Raw genomic sequence first — 21,989 nt, 5'->3', positions numbered from 1 at the left:
AAAAGATAATAGCCGTATTATTACCTAGCAAAATTAATATTACAATGTAAAATTCATGAAGCGATTGTCTAGTAACGTAGCAAATTGTTGTGCTAAATCTACCAATTGCTAGGTAGCAAAGTTACCAGTGATAGCGATAAAAAAAGCCAGCTTGATGCTGACTTTTTTCAATACTGTGTTTATCAATACTATGTTAGTTTTCTTTGACAAACAGATAGCCTTTACTGCGAACGGTTTTGATACGTTTAGGGTTTTCTGGATCATCACCAATTTTCGGACGGATACGAGAAATACGTACGTCAATCGAGCGGTCTTGACCATCATACTCAATACCACGCAGACGTTCAAAAATGTCTTCACGCGATAAGATACGACCCGCATTTGACGCCAACAACCACAATAAATCATATTCTGCACTGGTAAAGTCAACAAGCTCATCGTTCAAAGTAACCGAACGACCGCCGTTATCAATAACCAAATCGCCAAATTCAAGACGCTGTGGCACTTCATCAGTTGGCGCGGTATCAGAGCGGCGCAATAGTGCACGAATACGCGCTAATAACACACGCGGCTGAACCGGTTTTGCCACATAGTCATCCGCACCCATTTCTAGACCTAATACTTGGTCCATATCTTCGGTACGCGCGGTTAGCATTAAGATAGGGTTATGAAAATGAGGACGTACTTCACGGCATACCGTCAAACCATCACTACCTGGCAACATCACATCAAGCACCACCATATCAGGCTGCTCAGCCACGATACGACGAATGGCACGGTTACCGTCAGTTTCAATTGCCACATCTAGACCATTTTTACGCAAATAATCTTGAGTCAAGGTTGCAAGACGCTCATCATCCTCTACAATCAATACGCGGGGTATCAACTCTTCTTCTGACATAATTTCCTCCAAAAAATTTTATACATACTCTTAATACTTATATCAGAATATATCTTTATTTATCTATCAGCAATAGGTAATGAAAGTTTACGCATTGCCTGTACTACTACAATATAATTGAATTAATTTAGCGAAAAAATAGCCAATTTAATATTGTTAAAACGTAACTAAACATAAAAAAGTATAAATACCACATTTAATAAGATGCAAAAGCATACGATATAATGTTGTCTGTTCAATAACTGGTAAAATTTTTTGTTAACTTTTGTTTAAAAGGTAGTTAGCAAATTTTTAAGCACTCTTTTTTAAGCACTTATATCTTTAACTACCCATAAAAAAACAGTGGTCATAGCCACTGTCTTTAAACACGTTCGCATCAAAATTAGGCACGGTTTTTGAATTTTTGTAAGGTTTGCAATTGTGCCAAAGATTCTGCCAATGCTGCCAAAGCCGGAGAAGTATCGATATCGGCTTTTTGATTTTGCAAGGTTTGTTCTGCATGACGACGTGCTTCCAAAATCTTGGCTTCATCTAAGTCATTTGCACGTACTGCCGTATCTGCCAATACCGTCACTAAATGCGGTTGTACTTCTAAAACACCACCTGACACATACACCATTTCATCATTACCATTGCTAGTTTTGATCTGCATGGTACCCGGCTTTAATAGCGTAATAAAAGGAATATGTCCTGGCAAAATACCGACTTCACCTTCTACACCAGTAGCAATTAACATACTAATCTCACCAGAGTAGATAGTTTCTTTCGCACTGACGACATTACATTGTAAAGTTGCCACAGTTCTCTCCTATGGTATTGCAAAATTAGGTTGATAAAACCCTGTTAATATAGTTTAAATTAACAGGGTTTGATTGAGAAATTAGCCGCGTAGTTTTTCTGCTGCAGCAACCACTTCTTCAATACCACCTTTCATGTAGAATGCTTGTTCTGGTAAGTCATCATACTCACCATTTAAGATTGCTTTAAAACTTTGAATAGTTTCACGGATTGGTACGTATTTACCTGGTGAGCCGGTGAATACCTCTGCAACGTGGAAAGGTTGTGACAAGAAACGTTGGATTTTACGTGCACGGTACACCACTAATTTATCATCTTCTGATAATTCGTCCATACCCAAAATCGCAATAATGTCTTTCAACTCTTTAAAGCGTTGTAATACTTCTTGAACGCCACGAGCAACAGCATAATGCTCTTCACCAATGACCAGTGGGTCTAACTGACGCGACGTTGAGTCTAGTGGGTCGACCGCTGGGTAAATACCTTGTGAGGCAATATCACGGCTCAATACAACTGTTGCGTCTAAGTGAGCAAAGGTTGTCGCAGGCGATGGGTCAGTCAAGTCATCGGCAGGAACGTATACCGCTTGAACAGAAGTAATAGAACCTGATTGGGTTGAAGTAATACGTTCTTGTAGTACACCCATTTCTTCGGCAAGCGTTGGCTGATAACCTACCGCAGATGGCATACGACCTAACAACGCTGATACTTCGGTACCCGCTAGTGTATAACGATAAATATTGTCAACGAACAATAATACGTCACGACCTTTACCGTTTTCATCTTTTTCGTCACGGAAGTATTCTGCCATGGTCAAACCCGTCAAGGCAACACGCAAACGGTTTCCTGGTGGCTCATTCATCTGACCATACACCATCGCAACTTTATCAAGTACGTTTGAATCTTTCATCTCGTGGTAGAAGTCATTACCTTCACGAGTACGCTCACCTACGCCAGCAAATACCGATAAACCTGAGTGTGCTTTTGCGATGTTATTGATAAGTTCCATCATGTTAACGGTTTTACCAACACCTGCGCCACCGAACAGACCGACTTTACCGCCTTTAGCAAATGGGCATAATAAGTCAATTACTTTAATACCGGTTTCTAAAAGTTCAGTAGAGTTTGATTGTTCGTCGTAGCTTGGCGCTTCACGGTGAATCGCCCAAGTGTTGCTATGCTCTACCGGCCCTGCTTCGTCGATTGGACGTCCTAAAACGTCCATGATACGACCTAGGGTACCTTTACCCACAGGTACAGAGATTGGTGCGCCAGTATTGCTAACTGGTAGACCACGTTTTAGACCTTCAGTAGAACCCATGGCAATAGTACGTACGATACCATCACCCAATTGTTGTTGTACTTCTAATGTAGTTTCTGTGCCTTCAACTTTTAAGGCATCATAAATTCTTGGTACGCTTTGACGGTCAAATTCAACGTCAATAACCGCGCCAATAATCTGTACAATACGACCGCTACTCATTACGCTCTCCTTGAATGTAGGTCAATTATGAAACAGCAGCAGCACCGCCAACGATTTCCGAAATTTCTCGGGTAATCGCCGCTTGACGCAGCTTGTTGTAAACCAATTGTAATTCGTTAATTAAGTTACCTGCGTTATCCGTTGCTGCTTTCATAGCAACCATACGTGCAGACTGTTCAGAAGCAATATTTTCTACCACACCTTGATAGACGATTGATTCAACATAACGTCCCATCAAACCATCAAGCAGCTCTTTGGTAGTGGGCTCATAGATGTAGTCCCAGCTGTGTTCACGATTTGCCATCGTTTCATCAACCAAAGACTCAGCCGCAATCGGTACTAAGCGTTGCACACTAGGATTTTGGGTCATGGCATTAACGAATTCATTATATACCAGGTAAATTTCATCAATTTCGCCACGATTATACGCATCAAGCATTACTTGCACTGGCACACTAAGTTGCTCGAAGCTTGGGTTATCACCGTAGTGAGTTTCCGCTGCAATCACCGTACCACCAAATGTTTTAAAAAAGCTCACGCCTTTTTGACCAATCACCGCAAAACGCGTTTCAACCGATTGACTTTTTTGTTGTTTGACGTGCTGCATCAATTTTTTGAATAAGTTGATATTCAAACCACCTGCAAGACCACGGTCAGAACTGACTACAATATAGCCAACACGATTAACCGCACGAGGTACTAGGTAAGGATGTTTGTAGTCAGGTGAAGCTTTGACTAGATGAGAAACCACTCGACGCATGCTATCAGCATAAGGACGACCTAGTTGCATACGTTCTTGGGCACGTCGCATCTTACTCGCTGCAACCATTTGCATGGCGCGAGTAATTTTCTGGGTACTTTTAATACTAGCAACTTTTGCTCGAATTTCTTTTAAACTTGCCATAAATAATCCATACAGCCATGTTTAGTTTCAGTCCACGCCCATTAATGTAACATGGACGAAATTTGGAAAAATGAACAAAGTAATCACACCCCCTTTGTTCATTTGTTCTATGACAATGCAGTTCTAAAATTTCAGTAAATCTTAGAATGAATGATTTTGCTTATAGTTTTCAATCGCTGATTTGAATTGGTTTGCGATATCATCATTATAGTTGGCAGTGTTATCAATGTCTGCCATAAAATCACCATGTTGGTCACGTAGGTAACGTAACAAACCTGCTTCAAATGCACCCACTTTGTTGACGGGAACATCAGCTAGATAACCTTCGTTAGAAGCATAAATTACCGCAGCTTGTTCAGCGATGCTCATTGGTGCGTATTGATTTTGTTTCATCAATTCAGTCACACGTTGACCATGATCAAGCTGTTTACGGGTCGCGTCATCTAAGTCAGAAGCAAACTGTGCAAACGCTGCCAATTCACGATACTGTGCCAATGCGGTACGGATACCACCTGATAATTTTTTGATGATTTTAGTCTGCGCTGCACCACCCACACGAGAAACTGAAATACCCGCATTCACCGCTGGACGGATACCTGAGTTGAATAAACTTGACTCTAGGAAGATCTGACCGTCAGTGATTGAAATCACGTTGGTTGGTACGAATGCTGATACGTCACCTGCTTGGGTTTCGATAATTGGCAAGGCAGTTAACGAACCTGTTTTACCTGTTACTGCACCGTTGGTGAATTTTTCTACATACTCAGCGCTTACACGTGAAGCGCGCTCTAATAGACGTGAGTGAAGGTAGAATACGTCACCTGGGTAAGCTTCACGTCCTGGTGGACGACGTAATAGCAATGAAATTTGACGATAGGCTACGGCTTGTTTTGATAAGTCATCATAAATGATAAGCGCATCTTCACCGCGGTCACGGAAGTATTCACCCATAGTACAACCAGAGTATGGCGCGATGTACTGCAGCGCTGCTGGCTCAGAAGCCGATGCAACCACAACCGTTGTATAAGCTAGTGCGCCTGTTTCTTCTAGTTTACGTACCACGTTTGCGATGGTTGAACGTTTTTGACCAACGGCTACGTACACACATTTAATGCCCGAGTGTTTTTGCGCGATGATCGCATCGATTGCCATGGCTGTTTTACCAGTTTGGCGGTCACCAATGATAAGCTCACGTTGACCACGTCCGATTGGAATCATGGTATCAACAGCTTTATAACCTGTCATTACTGGCTCATCAACTGATTGACGGTCGATAACGCCTGGGGCGATTTTTTCAACTTTATCCGTTAATTTGGCGTTAATTGGGCCTTTACCATCGATAGGATTACCCAGTGCATCTACCACACGACCTAAAAGCTCAGGTCCAACTGGTACTTCTAAAATACGACCAGTACAGTAAGCTTTTTGTCCTTCTTGGAGATTCAAGTATTCACCTAGAACAACCGCGCCGACTGAGTCTTGTTCGAGGTTTAGCGCCATACCATATACGCCACCTTCAAACTCAATCATTTCGCCGTACATGGCATCTTCAAGACCATGAATCTGTACGATACCGTCAGATACCATGACAATAGTGCCTTCGTTCTTTGCTGTGGCACCCGCAGTCAGGTCTTGAATTCGCTGCTTAATCAGATTACTGATTTCCGCTGGATTCAATTGTTGCATTGCACTGTTCCTTAATTTTTACTGACTAGAATCAATTTTGTTGAAATTTATGCCGTCAGCTGTGTTTTTAACTGTTTTAATTTGCCACGCACAGAGTCATCGATTACTTTGTCACCGACCTTAATCGTCACACCTGCAATTAGGGCAGGGTCTACATTGACATGTAGTACAACCTTCGCGCCTAGGGAGGTAGCAAGTCGGTGTTCAATGAGTTGCTCTTGCACTTGCGTTAATGGATATGCCGACGTGACATACGCATGAACTTCTTTTGCATCAGCGGCTTTTAATAAACCAAAACGCTCATTGATACTGGGTAATAATGCCAAACGATCTTGCTCTGCAAGTTGCGTCAAAAAATTAACAAAAGCATTGGAATCTGCTTGTGCCCCACCCTCAATAGCAGTGCTTAAAGTCTTAAACACAGTATTGCTATCTTCAGGTGAACTTTGGTTATAAAGGTCTTTTAAAGTAGCGACTTTAGCTTGTGCAGCAACTGCTGGATTATTGATATAATCGGCAAATGCTTTATCACTAACGATGGCATTCATCACGTTTAAGTAATCTTGCCACTCATTGACTGACGTGTGCTCTTTAGCATAATCAAATGCTGCTTTTGCATAGGGTCTTGCTAAGGTTGATAAATCAGCCATCATATCCTCACTGTACTATTGCTACTTATAACTTGGCTGCCAATTGGTTTAACATATTGGCATGAGTTTCTGGATTGACCTTTTCTTGTAAGATTTTTTCGGCACCGAGTACGGCAAGTTCTGCAACCTGCGCGCGTAAACCTTCACGGGCTTTATTAATTTCTTGATCAATTGCTTCACGCGCTTGCTGACGAATACGTTCGCCTTCCACTTGTGCTTGCACTCTGGCATCTTCAATCATTTGATTGGCGCTTTTGTTCGCTTGGTCAATGAGTGAAGCGGCTTTTGCTTTTGCTGCGATAAGCTCTTGCTCTGCAGCTTGTGATGCAGTTGCTAAGTCTGCTTTGGCTTTTTCGGCAGCATTTAGGCCATCTGCGATTTTACGTTGGCGATCCGAAATAGCAGCAACCAAAGGCGGCCACACAAACTTCATGCAAAACATCACGAAGATGGCGAATGCAATCGATTGTCCAATTAGGGTTGCATTGATATTCACTTAGAATCCCTCGTTAATTAAGTTTCTTCAATCCTTGTCCACATAAGATGATGTGGACATTGTACTGATAGTGTACCTATTAACCTGCTAAAGGATTTGCGAATAACAATAACATTGCAATACCAACACCGATCATCGGTACGGCGTCAAGAAGACCTGCCACGATGAACATACGAGTTTGCAATTGTGAACCTAGTTCTGGTTGACGAGCGACGCCCTCTAAGAATTTGCCACCTAAGATTGCAAAGCCAATACCTGTGCCTAGTGCACCTAAACCGATTAGCAAAGCAACGGCAAGAACGGTCATACCTTCTAGAGTCATTGATGTATCCTCATTACTGTTTTGAAATTAATGTTCAGTTTGTGATGCAAGGCTAAGATAGACAATGGTTAGCATCATGAAAACGAACGCTTGCAAAGTGATTACTAAAATGTGGAAGATTGCCCACGGTACTGATAACACCCATTGAATCCAAAATGGCATAAGGGCGATTAACACAAAAATTAATTCACCTGCATACATGTTACCAAAAAGTCGTAAGCCAAGTGAGATAGGTTTTGCGATTAGAGTTACAAACTCTAGGATAAAGTTCACTGGAATCAATAAGATTTTAGCGATTGGGTTTTTTGCGCTAAATGGATGAAGGGTTAATTCACCAATGAAACCGCCAAAACCTTTTTCTTTAATACTATAAAAAATGATCAGTGCAAATACTGAGAACGACATACCAAGCGTCACATTTGGGTCAGTACTTGGTACGACTTTCATGTAAACATGGTGTGGGTTATGTCCTAGCAGACCACCAATTTTTTGTGCAATGACAGGCAAATAATCAACTGGCAGAAGATCCATGAAGTTCATCAAGAAAATCCACACAAAAATAGTCAGTGCTAATGGCGCAATAACCTTTGATGTGCCATGATAAGTATCACGAACGTTACTATCAACAAACTCCACAATCATTTCAATAAAAGCTTGCATTTTGCCGGGTACACCCGAGGTCGCTCTTTTTGCCACCATATAAAAAATGGCACAAAAAAGCACCCCTAAACCAATCGACCACAGCATTGAGTCTAAATGAATCGCATTGAAACCCATTTCAGAAGCTTGCTGTTTGGTTTCCGCAACTATCCAACCTTCTGTTGGGTGATTACCGAAAGTCCAGTTTGTCAAGTGGTGATTGATATACTCATTTGAAGTAATTTCTGCGTTTGCTTCTGCCATAATCTTAACTTCTTTTTTATATTGAGCCGATAATAGAGGGAGTTAGCGTCAGATATTTTGTCTAATCACAAAAATTTGTAACTTAACACTATAATCGTATCTAACTGAGCTGATGATACTCAATGAGAAGTGCAAACATGACGTCAAAGGCACATCGAGGCGTTTAAGCAATCTGCTTAACTGAGGTGATGAACCGTGAATAAACGGATTGTTTATCAACGTAATAATATAGGCTATCGACCTACTGTGTTTTGCTTGACTCAAATAAGTGGGTCATCAGTAAAACATATATGCAATTGCTTGAAAACTAATTCTTTTTAGCCAATTAGCGCTGAGCAATCGCACCTTCAAAAAATTTTCACTATATTAATTCAACTGTTACCTTTTTGTAAAGGATTAAATAGATTTATTTGTGATTTAGTTTAGGTTATTTCCAGGATTACGAGATAAATGTAAAAGGCCTTTATTTTTACCCTGATTTTTGAGAAGTGATGATGATATAGCTGATTTGCAACGCTAAATAGCCAGCGAATACCGCAAGGGCATTTAGCGGTTTTAACAGCAGAAAAATCAGTGCAAATCCAATAATGGTCAATACCCACTTTGCCATATGCGCTTGGTAAAAACGATGAACAATTTGACGACGCTGCTGATAGCCCGATTTGCTCAAGGAAATTTTAGCAAAGATGATTTGGCTCACCCACCCTAGCACACTACCGGCTAGCAAATTTTTACTCACCACATACTGGCTATTGCCTTGCCAAACATCTAATACAATACCGATGGCAACTAGCCCAAGTACCAGCCATGACTGCTTGTTGATGGACTGTTGGATAGACTGTGGGTCAAATGGCTTGGCAGGTTTTGACATAGCAAAATAAGGGCTAGCTGATTGTGGGCAGGAATGATAAAAGTAGTATAGCAGAATCTTGATTAAAAATTTGGCTAAAGGTTGTTTTATCTATGCTGATGTTAATCGCCAGTCATTATGAATAGTGTGTTATTAGACTTGTTATATTGCCCGGTATTTTTATAGCCGAATCGCTAATTTCTCAGACAAATTATGCGGTTTTCATGCTAAAGTAATTTGATAGTTATTGATGATTTTATTGATATGCCCCAACCTTCTATACAATCAGCTGGAAATTCTATTCAATCAGCCAATAGTTACGACGCAAATTGTCGCCACCTATCTATGTCTATGCCACAAATGACGCCTGAGCAGGTTGAAGCACAGATTGCTCAGATAAAACAAGATTGCCAAGCGCAAGGTTTACGTTTTACTGCGCTGCGAGAGCAAGTGTATCGTTTGATTCTACTTGCCTCGCAGCCCATTGGGGCGTATGAATTATTGGATTTACTGCAATCAGCGAGCGAAAAAGTCGTCGCACCGCCAACCGTATACCGTAGTTTGGAGTTTTTGCTCAGACATGGCTTGATTCACCAATTAAATTCTAGTAAGGCATTTTTTGCTTGTTCTCAGCCCACCGATCGCCATGTTGCCGCTTTTTTGGTCTGTCGATGCTGTGGCGAGGTGCAAGAGTTTAGCCACCCATCTATCCAGACCATGCTAACTGAGGTTGAGCAATCGACCAATTTTGCCACCCAATCGAGTATTATTGAGCTTTCAGGTGTTTGTGAGCGCTGCCAATAGTTCCCTATTTTATCCAATTATTTGAATGAAGATAGGCTAAAAATTATTTTGCTATTGTGTTTGTCAATTATGAGTATTTGTGATATAAAACATGCCTTATTTAATTAACTTTAGTTAATTAACCGTTGTTTGATAAAGTTGTACTGCCACGATTACCGTCATTATTCTAAGGATAACTGAGTGACGTTACTGCCAAGTTCGATATCACAACACCATGCCGATTACTTTTCAATTATTGAATTAAGTGATCTGCATCTCTTTGATGACCCTAATAAGTTAATGAATGGTGTTAATACCGCAGACACATTTGAATCGGTATTATCCTTGGTCAAACAACAGCGCGATAATGTTGATTTGTTGGTACTGACGGGGGATTTATGTCAAGAACCTACTCAGCAAAATTATGACCGTTTATTTGCAGCCTTAGACGACATCAATATTCCTTTTGTAGCTATCCCGGGCAATCATGATGTGACCCTAGAGCTGGATAGTCATTTACCCTTTGCCCAACGCCGTCATTTGCCAGTCAAAGCAGATTCTCGCCTGCAAAACCGCTATAGTATTGCCACCGATTATTGGGACTTATTGTTATTAGACTCTTCTTGTGAGGGGCACAGTCATGGGGAATTTGATGAGCAGTCATTGCGGTGGCTAGCGCAGCAGTTAGCGAATGCCGATCGGCCTTGTGCAATTTTTTGTCATCATCCGATGGTATTAATCGATTCCACATGGCTTGATAAGTACACTATAATAAATTCTGAGCGTTTTTGGGAAGTGGTAATGCCGTATCTAGACCGCATTAAAGCTATATTTGTCGGTCATATTCACCAAGAAATGCATAAGATTAACTACGGGACATCGGTATTCGGCTGCCCATCGACCAGTCTACAGTTTAAGCCCTTGTGTAAAGACTATACCATTGACGAAATTGCGCCTGGTTTACGTTGGATAAATTTATATAACAATGGGTTACTTGCAACTGGTATCAAAAGAACAGATACTATCTGACTAATTTTTCATGGTTGTTGAACTTATGTTCATAAACTTAATGTCGTGAAAGTTTGGTTAGCTTGTTTATTAAGGTTTTAGCGTTTATTTTAGTTTGATTTCATATACTGGCGAATTGCAGTGTTTAAAGCGTTAATAACGCGATGTCATTGGCTTAAGTGCTGAACTCGTAATGAAATTGTAAACTTAAAATTGTATCACTATCGGTTTTTAAAGGAATTAGCTATGGCATCTGCCCAAAATGAACGTGAATTAAGCTTTACCCCATATCAGCCAGCGGCTGAAGAAGAATATATGAATGACGCACAACTTGCGCATTTTAGAAAAATTTTATTAGATTGGAAAGAGCAGTTAATTAGCGAAGCTGAATCAACCAAATCTTATATTCAAGATGAATCAACGGCAATGCCTGATATTAATGACCGCGCCACCCAAGAAGAAGAGTTTGCGTTGGCACTGCGCACGCGTGACCGTGAGCGTAAACTGATTCGCAAGATTGATAAATCGATTGCCGAGATTGACAGTGGCGATTACGGTTTTTGTGAGACTTGCGGTGTGGAGATTGGTGTGCGTCGTTTAGAAGCCCGTCCAACGGCAACCCAATGTATCGATTGCAAAACCTTATCAGAGATTAAAGAAAAACAAGCATGGGGTCATGCTTAATTTATCACCGTCTCCTGTTATTGGACGCTTTGCTCCCTCTCCGACGGGAGCTTTGCATTTGGGGTCACTGGTGACGGCTATTGCCAGTTACTGTATCGCCAAGCAAGCGCAAGGCAAGTGGCTGGTACGCATTGAAGATACTGATACTGAGCGCTGTCATCCAAGATTTAGCAATTTGATTTTAGCAGATTTGGAGCGATTAGGTTTGCACTGGGATGGTAACATTCGCTACCAGTCGCAACACCTAGACACATATCACGCGTTATTGGATGAGAAGCTAAAAGCTTTAAGTTATGGCTGTGATTGCAGTCGTAAATCCCTGCAAGCTTATCAACTCGCCCACCCCAATGCCCAATACCCTTATCCTAGAATCTGTGTCCATAAGCGGCTATCGCGCGATCATGCCATTCGCTTAGTGATGCCAAATAACCCAATGCTTTTTTTCGATCAGCTGCAAGGTGTGATTTCAGGCAATCCGCAACGAGAACAGGGTGATATTGTGGTCAGAAGGCGGCGCATTGGGCGGTCTTTCTCAAATACGTCAATCGCCAACAAAGGCATGATTAATTATATGCTTGCAGTGGTAATTGATGACGCGCAACAAAGTGTCAATCAAATCGTGCGGGGTCTGGATATATTACTATTAACGATACCGCAAATGGTCATTGCGGAGTATTTAAATTTTCCCGCTAACCAACACTACTATCACTTACCTATTTTGGTGAATGCACAAGGGCAAAAACTGTCTAAACAAACGCTCGCAGAGCCGATTCGCTCTTACCCTGCACCACAACTTATTAAGACGGCGTTGCAATTATTACAACAGCCGCCAGTTGAGATGGATAAACCGACCACGATGCTCGAGCAGGCGGTTTGCCAATGGGATCATACGCCGCTGCAAGGCAAACAGCGTATTGAAGTCGATAGTTTACAAAATCTTTTGGCAACCCATTAATAATAACGACATTGATTGGCAGGAATCGTTGGGCTTTCTTTGATAATTCGCATCAACAATCCGACGATAATCAGATTAACTACCATAGAAGAACCACCATAGCTAAAAAATGGCATGGTCAACCCTTTGGTAGGTAGCATCCCCATGGTCATGCCGGCATTAACAAAAATTTGTCCAAAGAACAAAATCCCAACCCCAAACGCAAAATAGCTTAAGCGTGTTTGGTGCCGTGCTAACGCTTGGTAGCTAATGCGCATAACCGTGGTGACTAAAATAATTTGTAACACCAGTAAAAACGACACACCTACTAAGCCTAACTCTTCGCCGGTAATTGCTAGTAAAAAGTCGGTATGCGCCTCCGGTAAATGGGAGAGTTTTTGGATACTTTCCCCATAACCGACACCAAACCATTCACCGCGGGCAAAGGCTACAATACTGCGACCTAGCTGATAGTCACTATTTTTTAAGTCATCAAACGGATCTAAAAACGAGGTTACCCGTTTTAGTCGGTAACTTGCCCCCATAATCGCCATGGTGCCTGCCAAAAACATGGCACCCATGATGATAAAAAACTGGCGCATGGGTAAGCCGCCGACAAAAATCATCGCTGCAATACAGGTTGCAATAATCACCACCGAGCCAAAGTCAGGCTGCAACATGATAAATAAGATCAGCCCCATGGCTATCAGTGTTAGCCGCAAAAAGCCTTTCCAATGGTTACGAATTTCTTCTGATCGGCGCACCAAATAATCTGAAGTGTACAAAATCATCAACAATTTTGCCAATTCGGAGGGCTGAAAATTGATACCACCCAATTCAATCCAGCGTTTACTGCCGTTAATCACTGACCCACCGATTAGGGTATAAATAATCAGCAAAAGACAAGCCAGCAGCGCATACATAATAAAATCTAAGCGAAACGTCTTGCGAAGCGGAATAAAATACACCAGTAAACCAAGAACTGCACCGATTCCCATGTACGCCAGTTGGTGATAAAAAAAGTAAAAATCACCCAGCTTTTTGGTTTGTGCAAAAGGTATTGATGCGGACGCCACCATCAACAGACTAAATACCATAATGGTTGCCACCGTGGTTAATAGCACCGAATTGATGGGCGGAATCCACTGCCGGCTTTTCTTAGTAGAAGCGCTGTTAGCTGAGAGGGATGAAGAAAGTGACGAAGAAGTCGAATGGGGCGCGGGCATAACACAACCTAAATATTAAAAATACAGTAGCGAATGATTATTGTGGTTTGACTAAGCGTTGAAAAACTTGTCCACGTTCCACATAGCCACTAAACTGATCAAAACTTGCACAAGCAGGTGATAGCAATAATACGCCTAAAGCGGGGAATGTTGACTGGTCTTGCCAAGCTTGCTTGACCGCTTGTTCCATAGTTTGGCATTTGGTTAACACAATCCCTGCAGAATTTTGAGTATCTAGACCGGCTGATGCCAAATCAGCCGCGATTTTATCGGCATCTTCACCGATAAAGTACACCACTTGCGCATAATCCATCAGGGGTTTTGCCAGTTCAGCAAAGTTTTGACCTTTACCTTGCCCACCCAAAATCACCGCGAGTTTTTTGCCTTTGGGTGCATATACTTTACCTAACCCCAAAATTGCCGCGATGGTCGAGCCAATGTTGGTGCCTTTGGAGTCGTCAAAACAATCAAGCTGATGGGTGGTCGTGATAAATTCACAGCGATGGGGCAGCCCGACAAAGTTTTTTAATGTGGTTAACATACTGTCTAACGGTAGACCTGCTAGCTCGCCAATTGCTAAGGCTGATAGCGCATTCATCAAGTTATGTTCGCCTTTGATCGGCACGTCTTTTTCATTGAGTAACCGCTCGCGACCCCGTGCTAGCCAGATTTCACCATCGCTATCTTTTATCAATCCGTACTGATTCATATCCGGTGCGTTACTACCAAAGCTAATGGTGGGCATATCATCGGCTACCAACGGGCGACTAAGCAAGTCCTCGCGGTTGACCACAATGGATTGCACGCCTTGGAATATTCGGTGTTTGGCTTGGTGATAGCCGAGCATATTGCCATGGCGATCTAGATGGTCAGGCGACATGTTAAGCACGGTGGCTACTTTGGCGGCTAAATTGGTGGTGGTCTGTAGTTGAAAACTGGATAACTCAAGCACCGCCATCTGTATGGGCTCAAGTAGCAAATCAAGCGCGGGCGTTCCCAAGTTACCACCGACACCGACTTTAAACCCCGCATTTTTGACCATCTCGCCAACCAGGGTGGTGACAGTGCTTTTGGCATTAGAGCCGGTAATCGCAATAATCGGAATATGTCGCTGTTTAGCTACCTCATGGAACAATTGAATATCACTGACAATCGTGATTTTTTTCGCACGTGCGCCATCAAACACCGGCAAATAAGGGTCAATACCAGGACTGATGATAATGCGATCTGCCACCGACAACAGCTCGGCATCTAATGCCCCAAATTTGGTAACTATATCGGTTGGCAAGTGCTCGGCAAGTGTGGGCAGACCAGCATCGGTGACAGCTACGGGGTAGCCAAGCGCGTGTAAATAGTTGACCGCCGACAAGCCTGATTTGCCAAGTCCAACCACCACTTGTAATCCATTGCCACGTTGAATCATGCTCGATTGTGATGGCATGCTTTGGTTGGTTGAAGCAGGTGAAACGGCTGATTGAGTGGCAGAGAGTTGGCTCACGAGAATTCCTTGTAATACTTAAACTTGTAATACTTAAATCTTAAATAAAGGTACCGCTAGATAATGCAGTAACAATACTTGCCGCATAAGCTAAAAAATGTTTTCTATCATACCATTTTATGACAAAAAGTTTTGCGATTAAATGTGAGTTTTCATGTTTTGTAGTGGCAGCAATAAAAGGCGGTTTAAATGCCATGATTTTTGTGATTCGGATATACTTTTTATTTATATTACCCAACAAAGTTAACGATTTTAGCCAGTAAAATGCACCTTTTTAGTGCAATTATTTTGTTTTTATCGCTCATCATTAAAATAATTCTCAAAATTATCTACAAAATCGTTAATCGCACACAAATAACCTTTTTGGTGCAATAACTGATTTAAATTAGAGGAATTTTTATTTTTTCGTTATAATAAAATTTCGCTTTCTGTGTGATGGTCGCATTGAAGCCACAAAAAAGTTTTTGCTTTATTTTCAATAAGTTATATTTTTTACCCCCTTAAAAATAGGACATTTCTGAAAGTTGGCATATCTTTTGAATTATCGAAACTACCATTTTCAACACGCTATACGAATGCTGTTTAGGGTAATCGCTATTAAGCCACTGCAGCAGCTAGTAACTAACCCAACCATAAGCGGCACTTAAAAGGAAACTATTATGAAATTAATTACGGCTATCTTAAAACCGTTCAAACTAGATGATGTACGTGAGTCACTCTCTGAGATTGGTGTTCAAGGTATCACTGTTACCGAAGTAAAAGGTTTTGGCCGTCAAAAAGGTCATACTGAATTGTACCGCGGCGCTGAGTATGTGGTTGATTTCTTACCGAAGGTTAAGTTAGAAATTGCAGTGACTGACGAAATGGTTGATACAGCGATTGAAGCTATCACTCGCGTGGCTAGCACGGGCAAAATCGGTGATGGCAAAATCTTTGTATCACCATTAGAACAAGTGATTCGTATCCGTACTGGTGAAACGGGCGCTAATGCTATCTAACACTATCATGACTGTCGTTGTGGCAACGCTTGTTAACTTTTAAAGTCGACCATCCTTTAAACATTAACGCAGACCTATCAAGCAGCTTAACGACTATCTCAAATAATTTTAAGGGGGTTACGATGAATGCCGTCATTACAAGGGCAGCTTTTGCCAAATTTTCAAAGCCACTAGTATCTACTAAATCAATTTTATCGTTATTGTTGTTATCTCCATTGGTGGCTCATGCTGCTGACACGCCTACGCTAAATGCGGGCGACACCGCTTGGGTATTAATTTCGACTGCATTAGTGCTACTAATGACTATTCCAGGGTTGGCATTGTTTTACTCAGGTATGGTACGCAAAAAGAATATTTTAGGGACGATGGCACACAGTTATGGTGCCACAGCATTAGTATCTATTGTTTGGATTGTGTTGGGTTATTCGCTGGCGTTTGGTAGCAGCGATTTTAATCAATTTGTTGGCGGTTTCGATAACGCATTGTTAGCTAATATCGGGCTGGGTGATTTAACCGGTACCGTGCCCACCCTGTTATTTGTCACTTTTCAAATGACCTTTGCCATTATCACAGTGGCAATCTTAGCAGGCTCGATTGCTGAACGTATCAAATTTAGTAGCTTCATGGTGTTTACTGCACTTTGGGTATTATTGGTGTATGCACCGATTTGCCACTGGGTTTGGGGCGGCGGCTGGTTAATGGCAGATGGTGCGCTAGACTTTGCAGGCGGTACGGTCGTGCACATTAATGCCGGTGTAGCAGGTATTGTGTTAGCGGCTGTTTTAGGTAAACGCAATGGCTATAACCGTGACCCAATGGCACCTTCAAACTTGGCTTTAACCTTAATTGGTACGGGTTTGATTTGGGTAGGTTGGTTTGGCTTTAATGGCGGTAGTGCGTTGGCGGCAAATGCATTGGCAGGTAATGCGCTACTCGTCACGCAAGTAGCGGCAGCGGCAGGGGCATTGACTTGGTTTGCCATCGAAAAATTAGTGCGTGGTAAAGCCTCTGTATTGGGCGGTGCATCAGGCGCAGTGGCGGGTTTAGTCGGTATCACCCCAGCGGCAGGTTTTGTGACGGTAGCAGGCGCATTAGCGATTGGTATCATCACCTCATTGGTTTGCTTTTATGCAGTCAACTATCTCAAACGTCTGTTAAAAATCGACGATAGCTTGGATGCGTTTGGATTGCATGGCGTTGGTGGTATCGTCGGTGCCATATTGACAGGTGTCTTTGTGAGTCCTGCTATCACTGGCAAACCACTGGCTTTATCCACTATGGGTCAAGTATGGGTACAATTAGAAGGCGTGTTTGCGGTTATCATTTACTGCGCGATTGTGACTTTCATTATTGCTAAAGTGATTCAATTAACCATGGGCTTACGTGTCACTGATGAAGATGAATACACCGGTCTTGATTTAGCAGTACATGGTGAACGTATCGAATAGATAAACAATGATAAACATAGGCTGATTCAATCAGCCTATTTTTTTATATAAGCATACTAAAAGACTCTACAAAACTTGGGATTAGACAAATAAAAAAGCTAGATAGTGATATCTAGCTTTTTTGAGATTTCAAATCAGTAGCGATTATTTAATTTTTTTCCAAGTTTGGCTGCCTTTGACTGGAACAGATAAAGTCAAGGTTGAACCACTTACTGAAATATCTGCGCCTAATCCAAAGCCCCAACGTGGGTCTTTTGCTTTACCCGCATATTTGCCATTACCCGTTGCTTTAACGCCTGTTAACACAGTTTTACCAACAAAAGATTTTGCTTTTTCAGTATTACCCGCAACGATTTTACCGGTGAAAGTACTACCTGTTTGTGAGATTTGAACTTGGGCTTTTGGTTGATTGTCTTCATAAGTTTGCCAAGTACCCACGATTGGATCGGCAGCCATAGCAGCAACACTTAAAGTAGAAAGAGCAACACCAACGCTGATTGATTTAAGAGAAATTTTCATAACAGTTCCTTCTGTAGCGCACTGCAAAAAAGTAAGGGAAGTGAGATGCAGTGCCATTGACAATCATTATAGCCAAAATGGTTTTGAGGTAAAGATATTTTTTGATACACAAAAGTTGCTAATAGTTTTCTACATCCTTACAGGGTAAAATTATCCATTTTTTTAATTTTAAGTTACTGATTTTTAAGTAATTATTTTTTTAAAAAATTCCAAAAGCTTAAACTGACTAATCAGTCATTTATATATAATTACCATTTTTAGGATTTAAATAGGCTGATTATCCATTCAAAAATAGTCAAGACTAAATTAACTAAGACTAATAAAATTTGCTGACTATCGGGTTCTGATTTTGGCGTGTTTTTATTTTTTGTAGCTGGTGAATAATCATCAATAGGCAGCGTCATTGCCGTTTTTTGTACCTTCCCTGATAACCCTGGCATGGCATCCACGCCTATTCTTACCGCAAGCTCATCCAGACTAATGATTTCCACCCGCTGACTATCATCATTAGGTGCAAAATAGACCCCTGCTTGTTGTAGACTTGGAATATAAATCGCTTTGTACAGATGACTGGGTACTAATATATTGTTATTAATTTTCTTAACCCGATTACTGATAAAAGCCACCCCTGTCACCACATAGATACGGTTGTGTTTAATCGCTAGATAACGAGTACGGGACTCAATGTCTCGCCAAGTGCTACGATTATTGACGGGATTTTGCGGTACAATGTTGGCAAGGCTAAAACTGTCATATTGTGATTCAAGCGTACTCATATCTGCATTGGGCGCTAGATGCCCACGATCATAAGGTACGTTACGATAATCAGCTAAATAGCCTTTAACCCGATTAGGCAGCTGACTTTCCTCGTGAAAATTATCAACCCTAGATAACTCACTCGCTTTTTCAATACGCGCTCGCGTCAAATACTCTGCTGACCACAAAGCAGTTTTACTCAGTGACGAATAACCCACAGCAAAGCCATTTAGACATAGGTAATAAATCTCAAGTGGTTGATTCGAGAGTGGCTGCGGACTTTGTTGGTTAGCATAGGTATTGCCGCATTGATTGAGGTGCTGTTTGCGATAATCTAAAGCGGTGCTTGAATGTGCCCATAAAGGCAATAGGGATAAACCCATCGCTACTAGTGTCTGTGACAGTGATTTGTGGGAAAAACGCTGATAACAACTCATACGCTATAACTTACCAACTCTAGCCATCGATGAAAATTGATTAATTATACATGACATTTGGCATTATTTTGGGTAAAATAGGCGTCCGTTTTGCGATTACCTATATTTTGGAATTGCAACTCGATTGGAAACGTGGCTGAGTGGTCGAAAGCGCACGCCTGGAAAGTGTGTATACGTTAATAGCGTATCGAGGGTTCGAATCCCTCCGTTTCCGCCAAATAAATAAAAAGCTAGCTTATTATTAAGCTAGCTTTTTTGTTGCTGGGTTGATCAGTTATGCTAAATCACGCACATTAGGCTCACGATCCCATTCACGCGATTTGGCCTTCTCAATAAAGGTATCTATTTCCTTTAAAGCCACCACACTGGCATCTTTCTCAATGTGCTGAGGAATTAGAATAAATTCATCCGTCGCACCGCAATAAGCAATCGCTTTTAGATGGGCGTGCGCGTCTTTAAACCACGCAATCGCCTCACTCATTTTGGCTAACTTTTTCGCTTGCTCCGGCATAATGATACTCACGATTGCATCAAACAAGACAGAAGGTGAACCCGCCAATTGACCGTCAGCCGCAATGGTTTCACCATTGTTTAACGTAATACTAATTTTTGGTGCTACTATAAAGGGTGTTGCCTTTGCTGCGGTAATCGCCGCTTTATATTTTTCAAGCATTTCTGCATTTGAATCATCTGCGACTAAAATAGCCACTTTACGACCTTCAAGCGTTGGCTTGGCTTTGCCAATCAACTGCAAAGCCGGCGATAATGGCAAATCTTGCACCGGAACCGTCGGCTCAATCGGTTTTGGCACTGGTTTCATGCCTAAACCATCGACCACGCGTTTACCCAATGTTTCATCAACCGTTAACAACTGCGCAACCATGCGTTCACGGATATAGGGTGTTTCAACTTTTGAAAGCTCAAACACAATCGCTGAAGCGATATGCGCCTGCTCAATAGGGGTTTGACTACGATAGAACATACGCGGCTGACTATAAAAGTCTGCAAAGCTTTCTGCACGGATACGACCTTTAACCGCATCGTTATTTTGAGTTAAATCATCTGTAAATGATTTAAACCCAATTGACGGATTTTCACGCGGTTTTTCTGATTCTAAACTTTGTGGTTCATAAGCGACCCGACCTTTAGGAATTTGCATCTGCATATGGCCATCACGTTGCATATTATGGAATGGACATTTTGGCGCATTAATTGGCAGCTGGGCAAAATTTGGTGAGCCCAAACGTGACAACTGGGTATCTAGGTAACTAAATAAACGGCCTTGTAATAATGGGTCATTACTAAAGTCAATACCTGGGACGATGTTCGCTGGGCAGAAAGCCACTTGCTCTGTCTCAGCAAAGAAGTTATCGGGATAACGGTTTAATACCATTTTACCCACGATTTCAACAGGGACTAATTCTTCTGGAATTAATTTGGTTGCATCCAAATGATCAAATGGGAATTTTTCTGCTTGTTCTTGGGTAAAGATCTGCACACCAAAGTCCCAAACAACTTCGTCACCATTTTCAAACAAGGTTTCAAATAAATCACGACGATGATAGTCTGGATCAGCACCGGCAACTTTCACAGCTTCATCCCACACATGTGATTGAAGCTGCAAACGTGGACGCCAGTGATAACGGAAGAACACACTTTCGCCTTGGGTATTAATAAAGCGATAGCTATGGATACCAAAGCCCTCAATCATGCGTAAACTGCGAGGAATAGCGCGATCACTCATCGCCCATAGGTAGTTATGTAAGGTTTCAGGGTTTAACGAGATAAAATCATAAAAGGTATCATGCGCTGATGCCGCTTGTGGGAAACCACGATCAGGCTCCATTTTTACAGCATGAATAATATCGGGAAATTTAATCGCATCTTGGATAAAGAACACAGGGGTGTTGTTACCCACTAAATCCCAGTTACCTTCCTCTGTATAGATTTTGACGGCAAAACCGCGAATATCACGCGGCGTATCAATCGATCCCGCACCACCGGCTACCGTTGAAAAACGAGCAAATAATGGGATTTGCTTGCCCACCTCTGTTAATACCTTAGCTGTGGTAAATTGCTCTAATGATTTGGTTAATTCAAAATAACCATGGGCTGCCGTACCACGAGCATGTACAACACGCTCAGGAATACGTTCATGGTCAAAATGGGTAATTTTCTCACGTAAAATAAAATCTTCCAGCAATGCAGGACCCCGGCGACCTGCCTTTAGCGAATTCTGATTATCTGCAATAACAATACCTTGCTGCGTAGTCAAATTGGTTGAATTATTATCAGCCTGCTGATGAGTTTCACCAGCATTGCCTTGCTGAATATTCATATTTGGCTCTGGTTTAACGGGCTTTTGTGTCATTTTTTATCCTAGATATTTAATTATATTTGTAATTTTTTAGAAAACATCAAATGTTCGCCTAAGGTTAAAAAAGGATCGACATTGATGTAATTAGTATATAGGATTCAAAAATTTACAGTGTGAAAATGCGTAAAGCTATGTAACAAGTAGGTTATTAATGCAGCATATATAAAAAGAATAAAATTAACATCTTAATACTGCATGTTATTTTGACAAAAAAACACCCCCTTTAAACGAATAAAGAGGGTGGTTTTGGGATAGGGAGCTGACGATGACCTACTCTCACATGGGCGAACCACACTACCATTGGCGCATTGGAGTTTCACTTCTGAGT

The 21,989-nt window shown here is 41.6% G+C and carries 21 protein-coding genes and 1 tRNA gene; 7 read left to right on the top strand and 15 right to left on the bottom strand.

From position 1 onward, the window contains the following. Positions 1-193: 193 nt before the first annotated feature. From ACH0AB_RS04885 to ACH0AB_RS04840, 10 genes are all read right to left on the bottom strand, one after another. On the bottom strand, positions 194-901 hold the full coding sequence (locus tag ACH0AB_RS04885; protein ID WP_007115827.1) for a response regulator: 708 nt from the start codon (positions 899-901) through the stop codon (positions 194-196). Positions 902-1,283: 382 nt separating this feature from the next. Then, entirely contained in the window at positions 1,284-1,700 is a 417-nt protein-coding gene (locus ACH0AB_RS04880; protein ID WP_406877390.1) for a F0F1 ATP synthase subunit epsilon, read from the bottom strand. An 81-nt stretch (positions 1,701-1,781) separates the two neighbouring features. Then, a complete protein-coding gene (gene atpD / locus ACH0AB_RS04875) occupies positions 1,782-3,182 on the bottom strand; it encodes a F0F1 ATP synthase subunit beta (protein WP_007115825.1) in 1,401 nt (466 codons plus the stop codon). Positions 3,183-3,207: 25 nt separating this feature from the next. Next, positions 3,208-4,086: a F0F1 ATP synthase subunit gamma gene (gene atpG, locus ACH0AB_RS04870; RefSeq protein WP_050325148.1), complete on the bottom strand. Its 879-nt coding sequence runs from the start codon at positions 4,084-4,086 to the stop codon at positions 3,208-3,210. A gap of 141 nt (positions 4,087-4,227) precedes the next feature. Further along, complete coding sequence (atpA, locus tag ACH0AB_RS04865; RefSeq protein ID WP_144918688.1) at positions 4,228-5,772, bottom strand: F0F1 ATP synthase subunit alpha; 1,545 nt, start codon at positions 5,770-5,772, stop codon at positions 4,228-4,230. A 47-nt stretch (positions 5,773-5,819) separates the two neighbouring features. Further along, positions 5,820-6,422, bottom strand: coding sequence for a F0F1 ATP synthase subunit delta (locus tag ACH0AB_RS04860; protein WP_007115822.1), 603 nt, complete (start codon positions 6,420-6,422; stop codon positions 5,820-5,822). 25 nt (positions 6,423-6,447) lie between these two features. After that, complete coding sequence (locus ACH0AB_RS04855) at positions 6,448-6,918, bottom strand: F0F1 ATP synthase subunit B (RefSeq protein WP_036594652.1); 471 nt, start codon at positions 6,916-6,918, stop codon at positions 6,448-6,450. A 79-nt stretch (positions 6,919-6,997) separates the two neighbouring features. Further along, positions 6,998-7,240 carry a F0F1 ATP synthase subunit C gene (atpE, locus tag ACH0AB_RS04850; protein ID WP_007115820.1) on the bottom strand — a complete coding sequence of 81 codons (243 nt, stop codon included), beginning with the start codon at positions 7,238-7,240 and terminating at the stop codon, positions 6,998-7,000. Positions 7,241-7,267: 27 nt separating this feature from the next. Further along, positions 7,268-8,143, bottom strand: coding sequence for a F0F1 ATP synthase subunit A (gene atpB, locus ACH0AB_RS04845; protein WP_007115819.1), 876 nt, complete (start codon positions 8,141-8,143; stop codon positions 7,268-7,270). A gap of 469 nt (positions 8,144-8,612) precedes the next feature. After that, positions 8,613-9,014 (bottom strand): ATP synthase subunit I, encoded by a 402-nt coding sequence (locus ACH0AB_RS04840; RefSeq protein ID WP_406877389.1) that lies wholly within the window; start codon positions 9,012-9,014, stop codon positions 8,613-8,615. 324 nt (positions 9,015-9,338) lie between these two features. Here ACH0AB_RS04840 and ACH0AB_RS04835 point away from each other — a divergent pair, with 324 nt between their 5' ends. The 4 genes from ACH0AB_RS04835 (at position 9,339) to gluQRS (ending at position 12,423) form a co-directional block, all read left to right on the top strand. Further along, on the top strand, positions 9,339-9,797 hold the full coding sequence (locus tag ACH0AB_RS04835; RefSeq protein ID WP_406877388.1) for a Fur family transcriptional regulator: 459 nt from the start codon (positions 9,339-9,341) through the stop codon (positions 9,795-9,797). Positions 9,798-9,977: 180 nt separating this feature from the next. After that, positions 9,978-10,805: a metallophosphoesterase gene (locus ACH0AB_RS04830; RefSeq protein ID WP_406877387.1), complete on the top strand. Its 828-nt coding sequence runs from the start codon at positions 9,978-9,980 to the stop codon at positions 10,803-10,805. Between the two features lie 225 nt (positions 10,806-11,030). Further along, on the top strand, positions 11,031-11,468 hold the full coding sequence (gene dksA, locus ACH0AB_RS04825) for an RNA polymerase-binding protein DksA (protein WP_007115815.1): 438 nt from the start codon (positions 11,031-11,033) through the stop codon (positions 11,466-11,468). Beyond that, positions 11,461-12,423, top strand: coding sequence for a tRNA glutamyl-Q(34) synthetase GluQRS (gluQRS, locus tag ACH0AB_RS04820; RefSeq protein WP_406877385.1), 963 nt, complete (start codon positions 11,461-11,463; stop codon positions 12,421-12,423). Before dksA ends, gluQRS begins: the two co-directional genes overlap by 8 nt. Here the strand turns inward: gluQRS and ftsW are convergent. Beyond that, positions 12,420-13,628: a putative lipid II flippase FtsW gene (gene ftsW / locus ACH0AB_RS04815; protein WP_201665145.1), complete on the bottom strand. Its 1,209-nt coding sequence runs from the start codon at positions 13,626-13,628 to the stop codon at positions 12,420-12,422. The two genes, gluQRS and ftsW, sit on opposite strands and share 4 nt — an antisense overlap. 37 nt (positions 13,629-13,665) lie before the next feature. Next, positions 13,666-15,069 carry a UDP-N-acetylmuramoyl-L-alanine--D-glutamate ligase gene (gene murD, locus ACH0AB_RS04810; protein ID WP_406877453.1) on the bottom strand — a complete coding sequence of 468 codons (1,404 nt, stop codon included), beginning with the start codon at positions 15,067-15,069 and terminating at the stop codon, positions 13,666-13,668. A 716-nt stretch (positions 15,070-15,785) separates the two neighbouring features. On the opposite strand from murD, the gene ACH0AB_RS04805 reads away from it, so the two are divergent. Both ACH0AB_RS04805 and ACH0AB_RS04800 read left to right on the top strand, forming a co-directional pair. Continuing rightward, complete coding sequence (locus ACH0AB_RS04805; RefSeq protein ID WP_201665146.1) at positions 15,786-16,124, top strand: P-II family nitrogen regulator; 339 nt, start codon at positions 15,786-15,788, stop codon at positions 16,122-16,124. A gap of 122 nt (positions 16,125-16,246) precedes the next feature. After that, complete coding sequence (locus tag ACH0AB_RS04800) at positions 16,247-17,572, top strand: ammonium transporter (RefSeq protein ID WP_314027252.1); 1,326 nt, start codon at positions 16,247-16,249, stop codon at positions 17,570-17,572. Positions 17,573-17,716: 144 nt separating this feature from the next. Here ACH0AB_RS04800 and ACH0AB_RS04795 read toward each other — a convergent pair whose 3' ends face one another. Together ACH0AB_RS04795 and ACH0AB_RS04790 are read right to left on the bottom strand one after the other, a co-directional pair. Beyond that, a complete protein-coding gene (locus ACH0AB_RS04795; protein ID WP_406877384.1) occupies positions 17,717-18,148 on the bottom strand; it encodes a DUF2147 domain-containing protein in 432 nt (143 codons plus the stop codon). 200 nt (positions 18,149-18,348) lie between these two features. Further along, a complete protein-coding gene (locus ACH0AB_RS04790; protein WP_406877383.1) occupies positions 18,349-19,284 on the bottom strand; it encodes a DNA/RNA non-specific endonuclease in 936 nt (311 codons plus the stop codon). Between the two features lie 126 nt (positions 19,285-19,410). Here ACH0AB_RS04790 and ACH0AB_RS04785 point away from each other — a divergent pair. Continuing rightward, positions 19,411-19,501, top strand: a tRNA-Ser gene (locus tag ACH0AB_RS04785). Positions 19,502-19,558: 57 nt separating this feature from the next. On the opposite strand, the gene ACH0AB_RS04780 is transcribed toward ACH0AB_RS04785, so the two are convergent. Continuing rightward, positions 19,559-21,655 (bottom strand): catalase, encoded by a 2,097-nt coding sequence (locus tag ACH0AB_RS04780; RefSeq protein WP_406877381.1) that lies wholly within the window; start codon positions 21,653-21,655, stop codon positions 19,559-19,561. Between the last annotated feature and the right edge of the window lie 334 nt (positions 21,656-21,989).

Origin of the sequence: Moraxella sp. 179-F 1C4 NHS, from assembly GCF_045370505.1 — a bacterium.
Lineage (GTDB): Bacteria > Pseudomonadota > Gammaproteobacteria > Pseudomonadales > Moraxellaceae > Faucicola > Faucicola tetraodonis.
Note: the sequence above shows the minus strand (reverse complement) of the source record. Positions and strands in the feature narration are given on the sequence as shown.

Bases quoted from the DNA above. Each gene is read 5' to 3' on its own strand.
- ACH0AB_RS04885 (WP_007115827.1), bottom strand. From the start codon at position 901: ATGTCAGAAGAAGAGTTGATACCCCGCGTATTGATTGTAGAGGATGAT.
- atpD (WP_007115825.1), bottom strand. From the start codon at position 3,182: ATGAGTAGCGGTCGTATTGTACAGATTATTGGCGCGGTTATTGACGTT.
- atpG (WP_050325148.1), bottom strand. From the start codon at position 4,086: ATGGCAAGTTTAAAAGAAATTCGAGCAAAAGTTGCTAGTATTAAAAGT.
- atpA (WP_144918688.1), bottom strand. From the start codon at position 5,772: ATGCAACAATTGAATCCAGCGGAAATCAGTAATCTGATTAAGCAGCGA.
- ACH0AB_RS04860 (WP_007115822.1), bottom strand. From the start codon at position 6,422: ATGGCTGATTTATCAACCTTAGCAAGACCCTATGCAAAAGCAGCATTT.
- atpE (WP_007115820.1), bottom strand. From the start codon at position 7,240: ATGACTCTAGAAGGTATGACCGTTCTTGCCGTTGCTTTGCTAATCGGT.
- atpB (WP_007115819.1), bottom strand. From the start codon at position 8,143: ATGGCAGAAGCAAACGCAGAAATTACTTCAAATGAGTATATCAATCAC.
- ACH0AB_RS04840 (WP_406877389.1), bottom strand. From the start codon at position 9,014: ATGTCAAAACCTGCCAAGCCATTTGACCCACAGTCTATCCAACAGTCC.
- ACH0AB_RS04835 (WP_406877388.1), top strand. From the start codon at position 9,339: ATGTCTATGCCACAAATGACGCCTGAGCAGGTTGAAGCACAGATTGCT.
- dksA (WP_007115815.1), top strand. From the start codon at position 11,031: ATGGCATCTGCCCAAAATGAACGTGAATTAAGCTTTACCCCATATCAG.
- gluQRS (WP_406877385.1), top strand. From the start codon at position 11,461: ATGCTTAATTTATCACCGTCTCCTGTTATTGGACGCTTTGCTCCCTCT.
- ftsW (WP_201665145.1), bottom strand. From the start codon at position 13,628: ATGCCCGCGCCCCATTCGACTTCTTCGTCACTTTCTTCATCCCTCTCA.
- murD (WP_406877453.1), bottom strand. From the start codon at position 15,069: ATGCCATCACAATCGAGCATGATTCAACGTGGCAATGGATTACAAGTG.
- ACH0AB_RS04805 (WP_201665146.1), top strand. From the start codon at position 15,786: ATGAAATTAATTACGGCTATCTTAAAACCGTTCAAACTAGATGATGTA.
- ACH0AB_RS04800 (WP_314027252.1), top strand. From the start codon at position 16,247: ATGAATGCCGTCATTACAAGGGCAGCTTTTGCCAAATTTTCAAAGCCA.
- ACH0AB_RS04795 (WP_406877384.1), bottom strand. From the start codon at position 18,148: ATGGCACTGCATCTCACTTCCCTTACTTTTTTGCAGTGCGCTACAGAA.
- ACH0AB_RS04790 (WP_406877383.1), bottom strand. From the start codon at position 19,284: ATGAGTTGTTATCAGCGTTTTTCCCACAAATCACTGTCACAGACACTA.
- ACH0AB_RS04780 (WP_406877381.1), bottom strand. From the start codon at position 21,655: ATGACACAAAAGCCCGTTAAACCAGAGCCAAATATGAATATTCAGCAA.